20 protein-coding genes and 1 other annotated feature are annotated in these 18628 nt (G+C 43.6%); of the genes, 12 read left to right on the forward strand and 8 right to left on the reverse strand.

From position 1 onward, the window contains the following. Positions 1 to 5: 5 nt before the first annotated feature. A complete protein-coding gene (gene hisG / locus AAC006_RS15720; RefSeq protein ID WP_013783426.1) occupies positions 6 to 908 on the reverse strand; it encodes an ATP phosphoribosyltransferase in 903 nt (300 codons plus the stop codon). Between the two features lie 59 nt (positions 909 to 967). After that, positions 968 to 1086 (reverse strand) — a sequence feature (His leader region). Between the two features lie 231 nt (positions 1087 to 1317). On the opposite strand from hisG, the gene AAC006_RS15725 reads away from it, so the two are divergent. Next, a complete protein-coding gene (locus tag AAC006_RS15725; RefSeq protein WP_339891867.1) occupies positions 1318 to 1677 on the forward strand; it encodes a hypothetical protein in 360 nt (119 codons plus the stop codon). Between the two features lie 94 nt (positions 1678 to 1771). Here the strand turns inward: AAC006_RS15725 and AAC006_RS15730 are convergent, their stop codons facing one another. The 7 genes from AAC006_RS15730 to AAC006_RS15760 all read right to left on the reverse strand — a co-directional run bounded on the left by AAC006_RS15730 (position 1772) and on the right by AAC006_RS15760 (position 6369). After that, a complete protein-coding gene (locus AAC006_RS15730) occupies positions 1772 to 1903 on the reverse strand; it encodes a hypothetical protein (RefSeq protein ID WP_013783428.1) in 132 nt (43 codons plus the stop codon). Positions 1904 to 2066: 163 nt separating this feature from the next. Then, complete coding sequence (locus AAC006_RS15735; RefSeq protein WP_126871420.1) at positions 2067 to 2666, reverse strand: thiamine biosynthesis protein ThiC; 600 nt, start codon at positions 2664 to 2666, stop codon at positions 2067 to 2069. A gap of 151 nt (positions 2667 to 2817) precedes the next feature. Further along, positions 2818 to 3237, reverse strand: a complete 420-nt coding sequence (locus tag AAC006_RS15740; protein ID WP_013783430.1) for a GNAT family N-acetyltransferase — start codon at positions 3235 to 3237, stop codon at positions 2818 to 2820. A 423-nt stretch (positions 3238 to 3660) separates the two neighbouring features. Next, on the reverse strand, positions 3661 to 4233 hold the full coding sequence (locus tag AAC006_RS15745; RefSeq protein WP_013783432.1) for a YSC84-related protein: 573 nt from the start codon (positions 4231 to 4233) through the stop codon (positions 3661 to 3663). 160 nt (positions 4234 to 4393) lie between these two features. Further along, a complete protein-coding gene (locus AAC006_RS15750; protein WP_041452490.1) occupies positions 4394 to 5278 on the reverse strand; it encodes a TraB/GumN family protein in 885 nt (294 codons plus the stop codon). A gap of 215 nt (positions 5279 to 5493) precedes the next feature. Beyond that, on the reverse strand, positions 5494 to 5745 hold the full coding sequence (locus AAC006_RS15755) for a DUF6482 family protein (protein WP_013783434.1): 252 nt from the start codon (positions 5743 to 5745) through the stop codon (positions 5494 to 5496). A gap of 138 nt (positions 5746 to 5883) precedes the next feature. After that, positions 5884 to 6369, reverse strand: coding sequence for a DUF2244 domain-containing protein (locus AAC006_RS15760; protein ID WP_049791747.1), 486 nt, complete (start codon positions 6367 to 6369; stop codon positions 5884 to 5886). Between the two features lie 177 nt (positions 6370 to 6546). On the opposite strand from AAC006_RS15760, the gene AAC006_RS15765 reads away from it, so the two are divergent. The 11 genes from AAC006_RS15765 (at position 6547) to AAC006_RS15815 (ending at position 18628) form a co-directional block, all read left to right on the forward strand. Beyond that, positions 6547 to 7413, forward strand: a complete 867-nt coding sequence (locus AAC006_RS15765) for a sulfite exporter TauE/SafE family protein (protein ID WP_126871488.1) — start codon at positions 6547 to 6549, stop codon at positions 7411 to 7413. 45 nt (positions 7414 to 7458) lie between these two features. Further along, entirely contained in the window at positions 7459 to 8799 is a 1341-nt protein-coding gene (locus AAC006_RS15770; protein ID WP_013783437.1) for an alpha-amylase family glycosyl hydrolase, read from the forward strand. Positions 8800 to 9023: 224 nt separating this feature from the next. After that, on the forward strand, positions 9024 to 10943 hold the full coding sequence (locus AAC006_RS15775) for an ATP-dependent DNA helicase (RefSeq protein WP_126871421.1): 1920 nt from the start codon (positions 9024 to 9026) through the stop codon (positions 10941 to 10943). 3 nt (positions 10944 to 10946) lie between these two features. Beyond that, complete coding sequence (tsaB, locus tag AAC006_RS15780; RefSeq protein ID WP_126871422.1) at positions 10947 to 11675, forward strand: tRNA (adenosine(37)-N6)-threonylcarbamoyltransferase complex dimerization subunit type 1 TsaB; 729 nt, start codon at positions 10947 to 10949, stop codon at positions 11673 to 11675. 353 nt (positions 11676 to 12028) lie between these two features. Beyond that, entirely contained in the window at positions 12029 to 12331 is a 303-nt protein-coding gene (locus AAC006_RS15785; protein WP_126871423.1) for a hypothetical protein, read from the forward strand. A 359-nt stretch (positions 12332 to 12690) separates the two neighbouring features. Then, a complete protein-coding gene (locus AAC006_RS15790; RefSeq protein WP_231882102.1) occupies positions 12691 to 13335 on the forward strand; it encodes a Slp family lipoprotein in 645 nt (214 codons plus the stop codon). Between the two features lie 157 nt (positions 13336 to 13492). Continuing rightward, positions 13493 to 14332 (forward strand): alpha/beta hydrolase, encoded by an 840-nt coding sequence (locus tag AAC006_RS15795; protein WP_013783442.1) that lies wholly within the window; start codon positions 13493 to 13495, stop codon positions 14330 to 14332. A 119-nt stretch (positions 14333 to 14451) separates the two neighbouring features. Then, positions 14452 to 16104 (forward strand): long-chain-fatty-acid--CoA ligase FadD, encoded by a 1653-nt coding sequence (fadD, locus tag AAC006_RS15800; RefSeq protein WP_013783443.1) that lies wholly within the window; start codon positions 14452 to 14454, stop codon positions 16102 to 16104. A 56-nt stretch (positions 16105 to 16160) separates the two neighbouring features. After that, the gene (gene rnd / locus AAC006_RS15805; RefSeq protein WP_013783444.1) at positions 16161 to 17318 is read left to right on the forward strand and encodes a ribonuclease D; all 1158 of its coding nucleotides are present in this window, start codon (positions 16161 to 16163) and stop codon (positions 17316 to 17318) included. 21 nt (positions 17319 to 17339) lie between these two features. Continuing rightward, on the forward strand, positions 17340 to 17636 hold the full coding sequence (locus tag AAC006_RS15810; RefSeq protein ID WP_126871489.1) for a YcgL domain-containing protein: 297 nt from the start codon (positions 17340 to 17342) through the stop codon (positions 17634 to 17636). 2 nt (positions 17637 to 17638) lie between these two features. Next, positions 17639 to 18628: a lytic murein transglycosylase gene (locus tag AAC006_RS15815; protein ID WP_126871424.1), complete on the forward strand. Its 990-nt coding sequence runs from the start codon at positions 17639 to 17641 to the stop codon at positions 18626 to 18628.

The following is an 18628-nucleotide window of genomic DNA, read 5'->3' on the forward strand; positions in this document are numbered from 1 at the left end:
GCCTTTTAGCCCATCATTTTTTCGATAGGCATAACTAATATTGAAGAGCAGCCTAGTGCTTTTAATTTTTCCATGGTTTCCCAAAATAGGGTTTCAGTAGAAACAACATGAATAGCCACATGCTCTTCATTGCCAGACAAAGGCAATACGGTTGGGTTTTCAGCGCCAGGTAACAAGCTTTTCACTTGTTCTAGATAAGCTTTTGGTGCGTGAAGCATGATGTACTTGCTTTCTTTCGCCAGCAACACACCATCAACACGCGGCATAAGACGATTAATAAGCGTTTGCTTTTCATCACTCATGTTGCCATCGGCACGTTGAATTAATACTGCTTTTGAGCGGAAGATAACATCTTCTTCAACCAGACCGTTCGCTTCAAGGGTAGCGCCCGTTGATACCAAGTCACAGATAGCGTCGGCAACGCCAGCGCGTGGTGCAACTTCAACTGAACCTGTAAGCATGACTGCTTTAGCATTAATTTTTTGCTCTGCAAAATAACGCTCTAATAGGAATGGGTAAGTGGTAGCCACTTTCTTGCCTTCTAAAGACTGAATGTTGGTGTAGTCCATTTCAGTAGGCACGGCGATAGACAAGCGACAACCGCCGTAGTCTAAACGACGTAATACCTCATAATCAGAAGGCTTGTTAGATGCTTTGCGTTCTAACATTTTTTCTTCAAGTTCGTTTTCGCCAATGAAGCCAAGGTCGGCTACGCCGTCCATTACTAGCCCTGGAATATCGTCATCGCGAACACGTAATAAATCGATAGGCTCGTTGGTAGAATGCGCAATCAGCAGGCGATCACGAATGTTTAATTTAATGCCAATAGCCTTAAGTAGCGCGATGCTGTCATCGCTTAAACGGCCTGATTTCTGTATGGCAATTCGAAGTCTTTTGCTGTTACTCATTGAAACGTTCCTTTCACGTTGTACTACTTTTTACTGTCTTAACGATTACGCCTAAAACGAAAAACCCCCGGAAGTTTCCTTCCGAGGGCCGAGAATTTTTTCTATCTGCGCCACTGGAAGGAATAATAGACCTTCCAGCACGAACCTGAAAGGCTATGCTTTATGATGGTGGTGATGTTTTACAGCGCAGTTATTCATTTGATTTCTTAATACCTATTTCCGAACGGCTGAAACATTAGCGGTTTGCCCCCTATTTTGCAAGGCGAAAGTGAACTCTTTTTGCAGTTTCAGTCTAAATTAATATGTATATAGTAAAACTTTTTGATCTGAGCCAATGTGATCGTTTTCCCTATTAAGTAAAGTAGATGATGAAATATCACAAAATTGACCTTAGCGGGTTGGGGTAGCCATGAGTAATGACTTAATTTTTTCCATTTTACCGCGCAACACCAAAGTGCCCATCGAATCTGATAATAGGGTTAAAAAAGTGGCGCGCAGCGAAAAGTCAGAAGCGCTCAATCAAGATGAAAAAGAGCAACATGATGAAGTGCATATTGTTGATGAAATGGCGCAGCGGGAACGGCACGAGGAAAACAACGAAAAGAAAGAACACCCGAGCAACCAAGTAAATCGCCAACAAGAAGACAGCCAAGACGATAATTCAATAGGACAGCAATTGAGCGAAACTGAAAGCAGTGAATTAGATGCCGCAGATGCAACAGGTACTAAAATACCGCGGGGCATCAAGCATGTGGATATTACCATTTGATTACAGCAGGCTGCTTTCGGCTTCCTTACCGTCATCTCTTAAATGTTGCCCCTCAGTATCTCTGCAGTAACAAACACACATCAGCGAGTTTATATTATTTACTGCCCCGTTGTTTAATTGCACGCTTTAGTTCAGTAGGCAGTAAAAACGCATAGCTGATAAACATAAGCGCGATGCCAGTCACAATAAACAAATCATCTGCATTTAAAGAAAGTAGCGCTGTCATAATAACACCTCTAGGCGTTGAGAAGGAATGTAATAAACTACAACCCAATATTACCACTTCAGTGTCTATAAAATAGGGGGAGGTTACCCAACTTTAGTTTAAAAATCAGGCGTTTTTAGACTAATTGACTAATCACAGGTTATTGGTGGTAAGCGCATATCGCCTAATCTTCACTGGCAACACGGATCAGACAGAAAGCCAGAAGCAGGGTTGCGAGCACACCAAACCCTCCAGCCACCGCTGATGGTAAGAAAGCGTTACGGCCAAATACAATCAAAATTCCATTGGCGAGTATAGCAACAACACCCACTAGCGCAGTTAGTCCACCTAAGGGCTTAGCGCCATCTTTCATTTTTGCAATGCCAAAAATAAGCGCCGCAAAACCCAGCAGTAGCTTGGCAGCGTAATAAATCATGAAAGACAAAGCCACTACTGCGCCGGCTAATGGCCCTATGCTCTCGTTTTGACCAGCAGCCTCACGAAAGGGGGTAAACAGAGTAAGGCCAACACTCACTTGCACTAAATTAAGGGCTGCACTGAACGCAATGGCAGACCATCCTACATGGTAATGTTTAGCGCGCACCATTGCAGCGCCGGCAAAGGCCATAAGGAAGGTGAAAAGAATACTTTCCGTTCCCCAAAATAGCTGCCGTGGAAAATCGATGCCAGCCATGCGAAGCAGGGTATAAAGTGCTTGTGTAGCTGCCAGCAAAAAGAGTAAATACGATGTCACCCTAACTGTGTGTTTATTCGTAAAATCCATGGTTTTCCTTTGTTTTTTGTCTAACGTCTCTCTATTTAGTTTGTAGAGACATTTAAAATATCTACCCTAACACTTCAGATAAGGCTTCTTGTGCGCGCTAGCCGCCGCAGTCTAACCTAGACCCAATAACAAGCCTTGTTACAGCAAATTGCTAAATAAACTTGCACATGCCTAGGCCTAGTGTTTGACCGTCACGGGATGTGAACCCGAATTTTTCATAGAATTTCTCTTTACCATACGCTGAAAGTAATCCAACGGTTGAACCAACAGGGCAATGCAAAGTGAGATAGCGGTTGATGGATTGCATGATTTGAAAACCCAAGCCACGTTTTTGGTGTTCGGGGTTAACAATAATGTCTTGAACATAGAAGTACATAGCGTCATCACCTATTACCCGTCCACAGCCAATAAGTTGATTTTCTAAATAAAGTGAAACCCAGAATAAAGAGGAATCTATACTACTTTGAATGATTGAAAGTTCTGGGTTTTCCCAACCTACGATGCTTCGAAGTGATGCGAAGTCGACAACTTTCGGGGGCTCTTCTTTCAAAATAATCTGGGATGCTGACATTCTATTGCCCCATTAATTTGCTCTTCAGTTAAATGGTGGTAAACAACCTAAGCCAAATCCTTTTTTTATTGCTAACGCTTAGTCTTTCTCGAGAATTCTATACTGCATCAATATGTTATATTTTGGTAGTGAAATCAATGTCATAATTTATAGCCGAATAACAAAAACAAAAACAAAAACGAAAACAAAAGTCAAAACCATATATATAATTTAATAAAGCAATATCCCAGATGTGTTGTCGGCGGTTACAGCTGGAAAGGAGGTAGGAGAGGGCGCAAGGCTGCGGGAATGGAATTCACTGAAGTTGAGGCTATTTACCGGTGTGCAAGTCGCTTTCTTAAAAGAAAAACTGGCACTGGCCTTTTTAATAAAAATTAAAAAGGCCAGTGCCAGATTGTTATTTTTAGCGAAATCTAGCTTTTATTAGTTAAGTTCTTTATCTACCCAGAACTTGGTACCTTTCACCGTGGCTTGCAACGCTAAGCCGCTTTCGGTCATGGTATAAACCGTCACATTGCCTAAATAGCCTTCGCCTTCCGCTGACATTCCTTTGTTACCGGCTTTAGCCGCGGCATCAGCGTTACCGCCTACAGTCCAACCATTCTCGATAAAGTAGCTCATGGCTTTTTGCGTGTGGAAAACCATCACTACGCGGTAGTCTTTCGCACCTAGTCCAAGACCAACACCGCCTTCGGCCATATTCATGTAAGTTTTCGTACCAGTAATTTGGTTGTTCACTACGCCGTAACCCGTACCTGCAGCGAAGAAAATAACGTTAATGTTCGCGTTGGTGAATACTGCATAACCCGCTGCATCACGCACTTGAGAGCGAGTATCAGGCTTTTCTGTATATAGCCTAGCCAATGCATTTTGCTGCATATCTAAAATAGCTTGTCGCTTTTCAGCAACACTACCGTCACCCATAGAGGCACAGCCCGTTACTGCAAGTAAAACTAAACCTACCAACGAAAGTGAAGTTAAGCTTTTGAAATTCATATTTTTTCCTTCGATTCAATTTTAAAACGTACTGTCTAAACTTTGGGCTTAGGTATTAAATAAACCTAAACGGGTCGGTTTAATCGTTTATTGCATGTCGCTACAATTCTAGTACGCAAAAAATGTGCTCAAAGGTTAGTTTTGAATGTAAATGTTATTGCTACTTTACCTTCTCAACCTTGAAACCTTGCTGTTCTAGCATGTTCAATACGCCCAGTTCGCCTGGCAAATGCAATGCGCCTACCAGCACAAATTCAGTGGGTTTAGTTGCCAATGCTTTCACTAAAAATTGCATCCATGCTTTGTTTCTAGACGATAGAAGCGTATCGAATATATCAGGGTATTCGGATTTGAAATCAGCCATGCTTTCTTCGTACATTGTGTCGAGGTCGCCTGCTTTCCAACTCGATTTTAACTTAGGTAAAACCTCGGGGAGGGTTTCAACATCTTCAAGGGTGTATTGAATAAACGCATCTTCATCGCCGTTACCCATTTGCTGAATAAATGAAAGTTGTTGCTCTGGGCTTTCTAGCCAAAGAATGGTTTTATCGTCGTTTTTGCCGCGATTAAAGAAATATTTATCTACGCCCTCACTGGTTAGCCCCATGATTTGTAGTTCAATCATGCTCAAAGTAATGCTTAAAAATGCAGGCTTATACATCATAAAATTAGAAAGTGATAAACCACGGGCTTCCATATGTGCTGATAAATTCGCTATGGTTTTTTCTGAAAGCTCATCAGCAAGGCTGTTACCCGAGGTGTAAGTCAGCTTGTCCATCATAGACTGTGCAAATGCTTGTGTTTCTAAGGCATCTAGGTCTGTTTCAAACACTAAGGTTTCTGACTGTTGGTAAGCGGTGTTGTAAGCGTCAGGAAGGGGATAGTCGCTTTCGCTGAGTAAGTGGAGCGTACCGCCAATGTAAAGGGTGTTTTCGCCGTTACTAACTTTAAAAACTGAGGCAGAAAAGGCTGGCGTGGTTAGCGCTACTACATAAGTTGTAAGTAAAAGCGCTAAGCTAAAAGCACGTGGGCTGAATTTCATCATATTGTCCTATTAGATGATAATCAGCCACTTTACCGAGTAAGTTATCTCTATTCAACCAAGGTCTATTTAACCAGCATTCAACGACTTTCTTACCAACTAGCCACAGGACAGCAAATGTCAGGGCCGCTCACACCTAGGTAGCTCACACCTAAGTAGCTAACACAAAGGAAGCTCACGCAAACCTGGTAATAGAAGGGCAGTTAAGAAAAGAGCTACTAGCGATGCCAATCAATTTCGAGTTCCAGCGCATCTGGAATCTGTGACTGCCCTACCATTTCCTCGTAAGGGGTGGTTTGACGCAGCCAAACATGTTCAAACTCCTTGGAATTAAAGTGGTCTTTAATTTCATTTAGACAATGAAATGTCTTTGGTCGAGACGTTTTGTCTCTTACTAACGTGCGGGATGCACCTAGCCCTGTTGCCGCTAAATAGCTACCGCCTTCAATTGACTCTATGTACAGATTCATAATTGTTCTCCGAGATAACACGACTAGACACTACTATTTGTAGTTCATAGGCGGAAAAACGGATATTAAATTTAATTTAAACTTCGCGTCGCCTCACTAAAACCAAAGCGGCGCTTACACGTATTGCTAGATGCTAAGCTAGGTTTTCCACCAATGATTACGGCATACCATGATGCCTTCGTTACCTAGTGTTTCTTTTAGTAATGCGCGATCTTCAAGATTGAGGAACTCCCCTAAGACAATACGTTGTTCGCCATCCACTAGGCTGACAGTGGGAAGGCGCCAGTCGTTTTCATCTTCGGTAAATTCAATATGCGCGGACGGACGAGTAAAAGTGAGTGTGCGGTGACGTGTGCAAAAATGAATAGTGTGTGGGGCAATATCAATGGTTTCCCACCGGTAAGTGCTGCGGGACACTTGGTACATGATAAAAATAAGCAATACAACTTCTACACCAGCAAAGGGTAATATTACCCAAACGCCTACCAACGCCCAGCCAATAGCGATAGTGAATACAGCAACGGCAAAAATTAACATCAGCCATTTAGTATCTTGCCAGCTTGCTGAACGGTTAGGCGTGAGCCGCAACCTTTTCTTACCTTGGAGCGAGATTGTTTCTAACATAAAGTTCAAAGGATAAAACGGGAGCTACCTAGTAATATTAGTAGGCATTGGGTATTTTGCCGTCGTGATTTGTTTAAATAAAAACACTAGCCGTACACGAGAGTTCCATCTCCATGCGCCGTTTAGGAGAATGTGTTGAATCGTTTATTTCAATGGGTAATACAAAGCCCTTTAAAAATGCTTTTGGTTGTACTGTGGGTAGTGGTGATTTTTTCTCAATCCGCGCCGCTAGTGCTTATTGCCGAAAATAGCCTTTTTAGTTTGCTTGGCATTATTGGCGCTATTTTCGCCAACGCGACTGGTGCGGGTGGGGGCGTGGTATTTGTTCCTTTCTTTAACCACTTAGCGTTTTCCTCTCAGAGTGTGGTAGCCACCAGTTTTGCTATTCAATGCTGCGGCATGACTGCTGGCGCTATCACGTGGTGGCGTTATAAACGTTGTCATCATCAAACCGACAGTCAATGGCGCGCGTTACCTACAAGCTTAATGCTAAGCGTACCTGCCTCACTGTGTGGTGTGTGGTTCGCTCAGTTTGGCCCAGAGAAGTTTAGTGTGCTTTCACCCTTAAAAGGAGGAATAGAACAGATTCACTTAGGGTTTGGCGCATTTTCTATATTGCTTGCTGTGGCTATTTTTGCCTCTATTCCTTTTTTAAAACGGGTTGCCTTAAAACAAGATGCTGAGCAATTCGATATTGTCGCGCTGCCAGTTATTTCTTTTTTCGGGGGAATTGTTACCGCTTGGCTTTCTGTAGGGGTAGGCGAGCTGGTGGCTGTTTACCTTATCATTAGAGGGTTCAATGTGACGATGGCGATTGCTGTTGCAGTCATCTTGTCAGCCTTTACCGTTTGGGGCGCTGTGATTTACCACGTGTTAGTAACCCAAGCCGTAGTTTGGGACGTAGTGATATTTGCAGGTGCAGGAGCGATTATTGGTGGCATGTTAGCAAAGTATGTTGTGCTGGCTTTTTCACCCCAAAAACTTAAACTTTTCTTTGGCACTTGGGTTCTTTTGCTCGGCGTATCTGGTTTACCTATTTTCTAAGTGCATATTTTGTAGAGGAATAGTTTGGCAAAAAAGGATGCATGGATGACAATTCAGACAACTCCCAAGAAAATTTACCGTGTAACGCAGCCTGAATGGTCGAAACAAGCCGTTATCTATCAGGTGAATACTCGCCAGTTTTCTGTATCTGGTACATTCAAAGAGGTGACGAAACGCTTAAATCATATTTGTGATTTAGGTGCTGATATTCTTTGGCTTATGCCTATTCACCCAATAGGTGAAAAAAATCGAAAAGGTGAACTTGGTAGCCCGTACGCGGTTAAAGACTATTTGGATATTAACCCTGAGTTTGGCAATGCAGACGACTTTCAAGAGTTGGTGCAAGAAGCGCACAACCGGAATTTAAAAGTTATCCTAGACTGGGTGCCTAATCATAGCGCCTGGGACAACCCTCTAGTGGATACTCATCCTCATTGGTATGCCAGAGATCACCACGGTGAGTTTCGCCCGTCTCCTTGGTGGGATTGGTCAGATATTATCGAGTTTGATTACGACGAACCTGCGCTACGTGAGTATATGATTAATGCCATGCGCTATTGGGTAGAACGCTTTGACATTGATGGTTTTCGATGTGATGTAGCGGGGTATGTGCCGAACGATTTTTGGCATCAAGCGCGTGTTGCCTTAGATGCTATAAAACCCGTATTTATGTTGGCAGAGTGGGAAAATCGCGATTTACACGAAACCGCTTTTAACATGACTTATGCATGGAGCTGGAATGAAACCATGCATGAGCTCGCTCATGGGCGATGTTCTCTTGATAGACTGAGAAAATATTATTCATGGAATGAACGGGCGTGGCCGCACAGTGCTTATCGAATGACGTTCGTGAGTAACCACGATAAAAATGCGTGGGATGGTACTCAGGCAGAGCAATTTGGCGATGCGTTGGAAGGCGCCATTGTATTGTCGGTGTTAGGCGAAGGTATGCCGCTCATTCATAATGGCCAAGAAGCCGGGGAAACAAAGCGGTTAGCGTTTTTCGAACGTGATCCCATTGAATGGCAACCTCATCGCATTGGTGATTTGTATAAAGCGCTCATTAAGATAAAAAAATCTATTCCTGCCTTGGGCAATGGTGAATTTGGTTCACGTATGATTCAGGTGCCAAGTAACGCTATGTCACAGGTATTCAGCTTTGTGAGAATGGATGAACACAATAAAGTGTTAGTGATCATCAATTTTTCAGACACTTTAGGCAAGGTCACGTTTAATGACCCTATTCTTAATGGTCATTATTATAAGTGCACGCTCGATTCAAGCTCTTCCCACCACGAGAGTAAAAGCGAAACCGAACACTTGCATATTGATAAGGCCGTTCAAATTGACCCGTGGGGCTATCAGGTATGGATTAGCTCTCATTAAATGGTAAGTATGGCTGAGCTTATATGGGGGAGGTTGCATGGCTGAGCTCATATGGTAGAGCTCGCATACATCCGAAACTAGGGGGGAGTAAACGCTAGTGGTAAGTGAAATCTGTCATTCGGGATGGAATTTTTATGAATACTAACCATTTTTCGAAAAACTTTGGCATAATGCACCGCTTTGTGGCCTAGCGGCCAAATCTTCACTTTTACGTTAAGTACACTATGCCAACTATCGATGACATCTTTTCTTCCACGGGTTTACTTGCTAAGACTATCAATGGCTTTGTTCCCCGTGAAGCGCAAACAGAAATGGCGCAGGCGGTAAAAGAAGCCATTGATGAAACCGGCAGCCTAGTGGTTGAAGCCGGGACAGGTACGGGAAAAACTTTCGCGTATCTTGCACCAGCACTGCTGGCAGAGGGCAAAGCGATAGTGTCTACAGGAACGAAAAACCTGCAAGAGCAGTTATTTCATCGCGATTTACCTTTAGTGAAAAAAGCCCTTAGCAGCAGGCGTAAAACGGCGTTGTTAAAAGGCCGTGCGAATTACCTTTGCCTGCACCGACTAGAACAACATGGCGGTAACTCCACGTTAGTGGAAAAAGAGGTGTTAGGCCAGCTATCTGAAGTGAAACTATGGTCTACCACTACCAAAACCGGCGATATGGGCGAGCTGAAAAGCTTACCTGAAGATGCTCGGGTGCTGCCATTAGTGACGTCTACCGTTGATAATTGCCTTGGTCGGGACTGCCCTGATTATGAAGAGTGTTATTTGGTTAAGGCACGGCGTAAGGCGTTAGATGCCGACATTATTGTGGTCAATCACCACTTATTTTTCGCTGACATGGCATTAAAAGATACGGGTTTCGGTGAGCTTATCCCAGAAGCCGACGCCATTATATTTGATGAAGCCCATCAAATACCCGATATTGCCGCAGACTACTTTGGTGAGTCGCTTTCTACCCGCCAAATTCAAGATTTAGCCAAAGATATTACCCTTATTTTTAGAACCGTGTTGAAAGACGCGGCTCAGTTAGACAAAGCAGCCGACAAATGCCGCATGATTGCTGCAGATTTGCGCTTGTTATTCCCCGATACTACCCAACGGGGAAACTGGGCCGAAGCCTTGATGCGTGACGATGTGCGCTTAGAAGTGGGTAAACTAGCAGAAGCGCTAGGGGTTTTACATGAAGTGTGTAAGCTGCATATTGGTCGCGACAAAGATTTAGATAATCTTTATGAAAGAATAGTGTCCGTTAGGGAGCAACTTGACTCGTTAAGCGATGAGAAACAAGAAAATGTGAGCTTGTGGTATGAAACCACAACGCGCCATTTAATTATGCATTTAACGCCGTTGTCTATTGCAGCTAAGTTCCGCCGTTTTGTGGCATCGCCGCCTCGCGGGTGGGTATTTACCTCGGCGACCTTAATGGTTAACGGCGGCTTTGAACATTTTCAGCGCAGAATGGGGTTAGAAGACTCAAGAACGTTAGGCTTAGATAGCCCCTTTAACTACCCTGAACAAGCCATGTTGTGTGTACCGCGGTATTTGCCCGAGCCAAATAGTTTTTCAATGCGTGAAACCTTGCTGAATACGGCAAAAAGGTTAATTAAAGCCAGTAAAGGCCGATGCTTTTTGTTATTTACCAGTCATGCCATGCTGCGTGAAATAGCCGGTAAGCTAGAAGATGAAATTGATAACCCGCTGTTAGTACAAGGCACAACAACAAAGCAGGCGTTATTAGATGCGTACTTGGCCGACGAAAAAGCCGTGTTAATGGGCACGGGCGCTTTTTGGGAAGGGGTAGATGTACGAGGGAATGATTTGGTGTGCGTCATGATAGATAAACTGCCATTCGCATCACCAGACGACCCGTTATTGCAAGCACGAATGGACGATGTTAAAAAGCGCGGCGCTAATCCATTTGGCGTTATTCAAATACCCCAAGCCGTCATTGCGTTAAAGCAAGGTGCAGGGCGCTTAATTCGCGACCCTACCGATAAAGGTGTATTGGTAATTTGCGATAATCGCTTAGTCACCAAACCCTATGCGAAAACTTTTATAGGTAGCTTGCCGAATATGCGCAGAACCCGCAGTCTAGACGAAGTAGAGTCTTTTCTTGCAAGAATTGATGAAGAGTAAAAAATGAAGATTTTAGCCATCGACACGGCAACAGAAGCCTGTTCAGTAGCACTAAATACCGGCGACGCTGTCGTTTCACGTTTTGAAATTTGCCCTCAGCAACATAGTCAGCGTCTATTGCCTATGTTGGACGAAGTGTTAAAAGATGCAGGGCTTGTTCTGGGCGATTTAGACCTATTAGCGTTTGGGCGAGGCCCAGGTAGCTTCACCGGCGTGCGTATTGCCACAGGAATGATTCAAGGTTTAGCGCTTGGCACTGGTTTGAAGGTAGCTGGCGTAAGCACGCTTGCGGCTATGGCGCAGCAAGCGTTAGTCAATAACAAGGTGACAGCTAAGCAGGTTTCTTGGGTAGTGTGCGTTACCGATGCCCGGATGGGCGAAGTTTACTTTGCCATCTACAAATCTGAAAATGGTTTATTGAAAGAAGTGGTTGCAGAGCAAGTGTGCCCGCCTGAAGCTGCTGTGGAACTTATCAATGATGCTATAGCGGCCAACCAAGGTGAGAACGTGAGTGAGTTTGAGCCTGTTGGTACAGGTTGGCAGGCCTATCCTGCGCTTGCAGCATTGTTGCCTGAAGGCCATGAAGTGTCTATTGAATTTCCTGATGCGGTTTACATGCTTCCACTTGCTGAGCAACTCGCGAACAAAGGCGATGTACACGTGGCCAGTGATGTAAAACCTGTTTATCTACGAGACAAAGTAACGTGGAAAAAGTTACCGGGCCGCGAATAAGCGGGTAAACCTCAGGCCTGATAACTTTTTGAGGAACTTCATTCAAGAGCCTCTTCAAGAGCTTTTTCAAATGTTTCTTCAAGAACATTCTTCGAGCGCCTTATTCAAGAGCATTTAGTCTACGTTAAACCGAACTCTCAGCCACTAACGGCACCGTATACTACGAGCCTCTAAAACAAGGCTCTCAGGTGAGCGGGGAAAAGTCATAGTGTTCAGGCGCGATTCTTGCAAGTAACACCTTTATATTGGGCGGTGTATTGTTCAGGAGATGGCTTTTACAACTTAACATACGTTGTATTCATCCCATTACTTCACCTACTTGATTTCATTTAAAAGACTGACACGTTTTTGGTATGCATATAACTAACAATTTTTCGATACCTTCACCGCATCAATCAGAGCCCTCACAAGGGCGCGTTGCTAAAGTTAATAAAGATGCGCAACAGCAAAGCAATAATGAAGGCAAGCAGCAGAATAACCATATTGTCGTGGCCCCAGATGCACAAGGCACCGACAATGCACAGGCTTATCAACGTTTCGTTCGAGAAGATAGTGCCGGCTATTCTCAGCAGGCTATTGCTTCGTATACCAGTTTTGAAAAGCAGCAAGAGCGTGAGTCGGTACAAAGCATGTTCGGTGTAGATATATACGCTTAGCATTTACATTAAATCAGTGCATCCTTGCGCGTTAGTGCCTTAATTTAATGCCCTCCAACTCAGTGTTATAAAACCCAACTAAACTTTTTGCCAAAAAGCCCGTCTAAAGATTAACAGTCGTTTAAATCAATGTTCTTTATGGCATTTGTTAAGTATCAATGCTAACTTTTAAGCCAAAGTACCCTACTGGTAAGGTCATTTTTTAATGATAGTCTCTGGTGAAAATGTGGGTTAACAGGGTGACACCGTTACTCAGCGCATTAGGGTTCGATTCATTACTATTTGTAGTACTATATATTTTCTCGGCGCTTAGTATCAGTTACAAGTTAAAAGTGCTTAGGCGGCCAAAAGGAGGCTTCATGCTGGTTAGAATGTTAGTGATAGTAAGTGTGGTACTTTTCGCAGGTTGTGCGATTGTGCCAGAAAGCGTAGAGGTGCCAAAAGGTACTGAGCTAGTTTCTTATTCCAAGGCCGTTACCTCTGGCGCTAATGCTCAAGGTAAAATGGCGCGGTGGGGCGGTGTTATTGTTGGGGTTGAAAATAAGCCAAACAAAACCTTCATCGAACTTGTTCATTTTCCACTGAATAATTATGGCAAGCCTAATAGTAGCGGTGAAACTGTCGGACGCTTTAAAGTGCAAATCGACGGTTTTGTTGATCCTATCGTTTTTGAAGAAGGACGTTCGGCCACGTTTGTTGGCAAATTGGTACCACCCACATCAGGCATGGTAGGTGAACAACCCTACATGTACCCTACAATATTGGCTGATGACTACCACATGTGGCGTAAACAAGAGGTTTACGACGTGAACATGTATTATTTTGATTATGGTACGGGTTGGTATTCACCGTTTATGCGGCACAGACCTTGGGGCTACCCAAGCTATAGAAGGGTGCGGGTAACACGCTACGATAATTCGCCTTCTAGCCCTAAACCTTCAAAAAGTCGGTCTAATGCTATTTCAGCCTCGCATGAAAAAATGCGCAAGGATAAAGAGAAATAAGTAGTCTACCAGATGAAAACTTTCGTAAAGATAATCGTATTTGAATAAAAATATGTATTTACTAGGGAGGCAAGATATTGCCTCCCTATTTTTTATCTGGCAATATTTTGCGCTTTATAGGCAAAGTATTGCCGCACATATTGTGTGAGGGAGCAACATGATAGAAACTGAATTCACATCAGGAAATTTACACTTAGCTGCACTAGAAAACCAAGGTGCTGGCACCGTAGTGATAGGGCTACATGGGTATTTAGATAATGCAGAAAGCCTTAGGTTGCTGGCGCCATATCTGCAATCTCAACGCTTTATCGCCCTTGATCTTGCTGGGCATGGCCGTTCATCGCATAGGCCAATAGGCATGCACTATAATCAAGCTGATTATTTACAAGACTTGCATGCATTGATAGAAGATCAACAGTGGGAACAGGTTATACTGCTTGGGCATTCTATGGGCGGTATTTTAGCATCGTTGTATGCTGGGTTATTTCCTGAAAAAGTGAAGGGGGTAATAAGCCTTGATGCGTGTGGCCCACTAACGTTAGAGGCGAACACCAGCCAAGCGCAAATGCGGGAAGCTATTCTTAGCAGGAAGAAGAAACAGCGCAATAAGTTAACCTTGGTTAACTTAGATGATGCAGTTAAAGCCCGCTGTAAGGTCTCTGATATTCCAGCTGAGCATGCACGCGCAATTCTAGAAAGGAATCTTACGCAAGATGCCGGTGGCCATTGTTTTTGGTCGAGCGACCCGCGTCTTCGCACCAAATCTGTACTTCGCTTAACCGAAGATCAAGCAGAAAACATCATGAGTGCGATAGTTTGTCCTATACTTTTTATAGGCGCGTCAAGTAGCTTTAAAACCTTGGACAGTGTTTATGAGAAAAGGCAATCCTGGTTTAAAAATGCTCGGTTTGAGCAATTAACAGGCGGCCATCATATTCACATGGAAAAAACTGACGACGTTGGCATGTTAATCCGTCAGTTTGTTGAGCAAATGTAAACTGTATAGTTTATTTTTTTTTACACTTCCTATACTATTCGCAAGTTATTAGACCAGTTGCTCAAACGCGCGTGAGACTTCACGCGCCTTTGTGTTAAAAATAAGTGAAGGAGGTTTTGGTGGAAAAAACCTGGCTCAAGTTTTACGACCCTCGTGTATCTGCAGATATTGATGCAGATCGTTACGCATCCGTTGTCGATATATTCGAACAATCAGTAAAAAAGTTTAAAGACAAAGTTGCGTTTATCAACATGGGTCAGTCGATGACCTTTGGCGAACTCGACAAATTATCTGCACAATATGCTGCTTACCTACAAAATAGTGGGTTAAAACGCGGTGATGCCGTGGCGATAATGATGCCGAACTTGCTTCAGTACCCTGTTGCCATGTTCGGTGTACTTCGTGCTGGTATGGTTGTGGTTAATGTAAACCCACTGTACACCGCAAGAGAGTTGAAGCATCAGTTGAACGATGCGAATGCTAAGGCAATTGTTATTGTTGAAAACTTTGCGTGTACGCTTGAAGAAGTGATCAGCGAAACAAACATTCAAGAAGTGTTTCTTACTTCGTTAGGCGATATGTTGCCTGTACCAAAACGTTGGGTAGTGAATGCGGTAGTGAAGTACGTGAAGAAAATGGTGCCGGCTTTTAATTTGCCTGCTACCACGTCGTTCACCAGCGCAATAAAGAAAGGGCAATCGTTAACCTACACACGCCCCAATTTAACCAACGATGAACTGGCTTTCCTGCAGTACACCGGCGGAACCACGGGTGTATCTAAAGGCGCCATGCTGACACATCGCAATATGATTGCGAATCTTGAGCAGGTTTCCGGCATTTTAGAAACTGTAATAGATGAAGGCGAAGACTTCGTGGTAACGGCGTTGCCGCTTTATCATATATTCGCATTGCTTGCGAACTGCCTGATGTTCCTTAAATACGGTTGCCAAAACTTACTGATTACTAACCCACGTGATATGCCAGGGTTTGTAAATGAATTGAGTAAATACCCTTTCACTATTCTTCCGGGTGTAAATACCTTGTTTAATGGTTTATTAAACACACCAGGGTTTAGCGAACTTGATTTTAAGAACTTCAAGTTTGGCTTAGGCGGCGGCATGGCCGTTCAGCGTCCTGTTGCTGAAAAGTGGGAAAAGGTTACCGGTACTGTACTTCTTGAAGGTTATGGCTTAACGGAGTGCTCACCAGTTGTAACGGTAAACCCACCACAAATTGACGCTTACAAAGGCGCCATCGGTATGCCAGTACCTTCTACCGACATCAAACTTCTTGATGATGATGGTAACGAGGTAGAAAAAGGCGAACCAGGTGAGCTTTGGGTGAAAGGCCCGCAGGTGATGAAAGGATATTTAAACCGCCCAGAAGCCACTGACGAAATTCTTAAAGATGGCTGGCTTGCCACTGGAGACATCGCTACGGTAGACGATGAAGGTTATTTCTATATTGTTGACCGTAAAAAGGATATGATCCTCGTTTCTGGATTCAATGTGTTTCCAAACGAAATTGAAGAAGTGGCTGCTATGCATGACAACATTGTTGAGTCAGCAGCGGTTGGTGTGCCAAATGAAGCGAGTGGTGAAGTGGTTAAGTTGTTTGTTGTTCGCAACAACGACTCGCTTACTGCTGAAGCGGTTATTGCGCACTGTAGAGAACACTTAACGGGCTATAAAGTGCCCAAGCAGGTAGTCTTCAAAGAAGATCTACCTAAAACCAATGTAGGTAAAATTCTGCGTCGGGAACTACGAGATTAATTCGGTAAGTGAATTAGGAAAACTGTAGAGCCGGCGTAAGCCGGCTTTTTATTATTATGCAATATGAATTAGTAACCACCTTTGAAAAACTCGATAGCGTGTGCAATCTTGCCCAGCAACAAAAAGCGGTAGCGCTAGACACTGAGTTTGTTCGTACGAGAACACTGTCACCGCATCTTGGTTTAATCCAGTTATATGATGGGCATCAGTTAGTACTTATCGATCCGCTTGCGATTGATGATCTCTCGCCATTTATTGCCTTAATGGAAAATACCCGTGTGGTAAAAGTGCTGCACTCGTGCTCAGAAGATCTTGAAACTTTCCTGACCGCTTTTAACACCGTACCAACACCCGTATTCGACAGTCAATTTGCGGCGAGTATTTTAGGCTTGGGTGCATCGCTAGGATACGCAAAGCTGGTGGAGTTATTGTGCGATGTTAGCCTAGATAAAGGCGAGTCTCGTACTGACTGGATAGCACGCCCTTTAAGGGAAGCACAGCTTAGCTATGCGGCCAACGATGTACTGTATTTATTGCCTTGCTACGAACATTTAGTAGAAAAAATAAATGAAGCCGGGAAGTTAGAGTGGGTATATCAAGAAATAGCCCAGTTAGCAGATAAAAAGCGCAGTCAAATGCCGGAAGAATTTGCGTATATGCAAATTAAAAACAACTGGCGTTTATCAAAAGAGCAACTTACCGTACTACAAGCTCTTGCTGCATGGCGACTCGCCACTGCCCGTAAAAAAGACATGGCATTAAATTTTGTATTTAAAGAAATACATCTTTATGAAGCTGCGCGTCTAATGCCTTCAAGCAAATCGGGTTTGTCTCAACTACACGGGGTGAACCCACAGTCGATTAGGCGCTACGGTGAGACCATCATTACGCTAATAAGCGAAGCCCGAGATAAATATGCCGCTACTTCTGAGTCACAGAGGTTACCTAAAGTCAGTCGTTTGATTGACGTTGCAAGCTATAAGCAAACACTAGCATCGCTAAAAGCGGTCAGCGATAAAATTGCCAACGAAAATAATGTATCGCCTGAAGTCATTGCCTCTAAAAAACAATTAAACCAAGTGCTAAAATGGTACTGGTTCGACAATGACGAAACCCGAGTGCTAGGCCTTAAGCCAGATGTATTATCTGGTTGGAGAGCGCCACTATTTGAACCCCATTTAGAAAAGTTACTAGGTAATAAACCTAGTCTCTAACGTTGAAGAGTTTACGAAATGATGTTGTGCGCGATTTATAAATCACGAAAACACCTAGGCATGTACTTATACGTGCCTAATAAAGACCAATTTGAAGATGTGCCTGAAATACTTAAAGAGAAGTTTGGCAAGCCCGAGTTAGTCACGGTGTTATCATTAGATAAGCACGAGAAACTAGCTGGAGTCGACAAACTAAAGCTGGTTGCTGAACTTGAAGAGAAAGGCTTTTACCTTCAGTTGCCACCTAAAGAAGACGACTTATTGATGGCGCATCGAAAGTCTTTGGGTTTACAAGCCACACCAGATAAAAAGTTTTAGAAATGGGTAAATGGTTAAAAGCATCGCTGCTTATGGTCGCGGGTGTTTTGGCAAGCATTGGGTTTGCCCAAGCCGAAGACAAAACAGCAAAAGGGTTTGCCGAGTACGTAACAGCGTTAAAAGCCGAAGCCCAGCAAAAGGGCTTTGATGAATCATTACTTAACGACGCCTTTAGTGATATTAGTTTCCGCCCAACAGTCATTAAATCTGATAAAAATCAACCTGAAAAGAAAATTACCCTTGATAGTTACTTAGCCAGTCGTGTGCCTGATTGGAAAGTGCAGCAAGCGGTTGAAATGTACAATAAGCACAAGTCACTGCTTGAAGAGATAGGGAAGAAGTTTCAGGTACAACCCCGATTTATTGTTGCGCTGTGGGGGAATGAATCAAATTTTGGACGTATTCAAGGTAATTACAGTGTGCTGTCTGCCTTGGCGTCACTGGCGTATGAAGGCCGCCGAGAAAAACTGTTTAAAGACAACCTTTTTGCCGCGTTAACTATTCTTGATGAAGGGCATACCAGCGTTGATGCGTTTAAAGGTTCTTGGGCTGGTGCCATGGGGCAAAGCCAATTTATGCCAATCTCCTTTTTAAACTACGCGGTAGATTACGATGGTGATGGCAGAAAAGATATATGGCAAACCGAAGCCGATGTTTTTGCTTCTATTGCAAACTACCTTTCATCAGAAGGGTGGGATAATAACGGCACGTGGGGTAGGCAGGTATCTGTAACCCAGCCTATAGAAGAGTTCGGCCTTTCAAAAAGCCTGTATAGGCCTTTAGCCGATTGGCAACAAGCCGGCGTTAGACGTTTCGACGGTAGCGATTTGCCTAATGTTGATATTCAAGCTTCTCTCATTATGCCTGATGGCAGTGAAGGACGTGTTTATCTTGTCTATAATAACTTTCATACTTTGATGAAATGGAACCGCTCTAGTTACTTCGGTGTGTCGGTAGGTTACCTTTCTGAACGTATAAAACGAGGGTACTAA

Source organism: uncultured Alteromonas sp. (assembly GCF_963976965.1).
GTDB lineage: Bacteria > Pseudomonadota > Gammaproteobacteria > Enterobacterales > Alteromonadaceae > Alteromonas > Alteromonas naphthalenivorans.

What these genes read in the sequence shown, in the direction of transcription:
- AAC006_RS15745 (WP_013783432.1), bottom strand. Translation starts at nt 4,233, where the DNA reads ATGAATTTCAAAAGCTTAACTTCACTTTCGTTGGTAGGTTTAGTTTTA.
- AAC006_RS15730 (WP_013783428.1), bottom strand. Translation starts at nt 1,903, where the DNA reads ATGACAGCGCTACTTTCTTTAAATGCAGATGATTTGTTTATTGTGACT.
- rnd (WP_013783444.1), top strand. Translation starts at nt 16,161, where the DNA reads ATGCAATATGAATTAGTAACCACCTTTGAAAAACTCGATAGCGTGTGC.
- AAC006_RS15770 (WP_013783437.1), top strand. Translation starts at nt 7,459, where the DNA reads ATGACAATTCAGACAACTCCCAAGAAAATTTACCGTGTAACGCAGCCT.
- AAC006_RS15725 (WP_339891867.1), top strand. Translation starts at nt 1,318, where the DNA reads ATGAGTAATGACTTAATTTTTTCCATTTTACCGCGCAACACCAAAGTG.
- AAC006_RS15785 (WP_126871423.1), top strand. Translation starts at nt 12,029, where the DNA reads ATGCATATAACTAACAATTTTTCGATACCTTCACCGCATCAATCAGAG.
- AAC006_RS15750 (WP_041452490.1), bottom strand. Translation starts at nt 5,278, where the DNA reads ATGATGAAATTCAGCCCACGTGCTTTTAGCTTAGCGCTTTTACTTACA.
- AAC006_RS15735 (WP_126871420.1), bottom strand. Translation starts at nt 2,666, where the DNA reads ATGGATTTTACGAATAAACACACAGTTAGGGTGACATCGTATTTACTC.
- AAC006_RS15760 (WP_049791747.1), bottom strand. Translation starts at nt 6,369, where the DNA reads ATGTTAGAAACAATCTCGCTCCAAGGTAAGAAAAGGTTGCGGCTCACG.
- AAC006_RS15755 (WP_013783434.1), bottom strand. Translation starts at nt 5,745, where the DNA reads ATGAATCTGTACATAGAGTCAATTGAAGGCGGTAGCTATTTAGCGGCA.
- AAC006_RS15790 (WP_231882102.1), top strand. Translation starts at nt 12,691, where the DNA reads ATGCTGGTTAGAATGTTAGTGATAGTAAGTGTGGTACTTTTCGCAGGT.
- hisG (WP_013783426.1), bottom strand. Translation starts at nt 908, where the DNA reads ATGAGTAACAGCAAAAGACTTCGAATTGCCATACAGAAATCAGGCCGT.
- AAC006_RS15795 (WP_013783442.1), top strand. Translation starts at nt 13,493, where the DNA reads ATGATAGAAACTGAATTCACATCAGGAAATTTACACTTAGCTGCACTA.
- AAC006_RS15775 (WP_126871421.1), top strand. Translation starts at nt 9,024, where the DNA reads ATGCCAACTATCGATGACATCTTTTCTTCCACGGGTTTACTTGCTAAG.
- AAC006_RS15765 (WP_126871488.1), top strand. Translation starts at nt 6,547, where the DNA reads ATGCTTTTGGTTGTACTGTGGGTAGTGGTGATTTTTTCTCAATCCGCG.
- AAC006_RS15740 (WP_013783430.1), bottom strand. Translation starts at nt 3,237, where the DNA reads ATGTCAGCATCCCAGATTATTTTGAAAGAAGAGCCCCCGAAAGTTGTC.
- AAC006_RS15815 (WP_126871424.1), top strand. Translation starts at nt 17,639, where the DNA reads ATGGGTAAATGGTTAAAAGCATCGCTGCTTATGGTCGCGGGTGTTTTG.
- AAC006_RS15810 (WP_126871489.1), top strand. Translation starts at nt 17,340, where the DNA reads ATGTTGTGCGCGATTTATAAATCACGAAAACACCTAGGCATGTACTTA.
- tsaB (WP_126871422.1), top strand. Translation starts at nt 10,947, where the DNA reads ATGAAGATTTTAGCCATCGACACGGCAACAGAAGCCTGTTCAGTAGCA.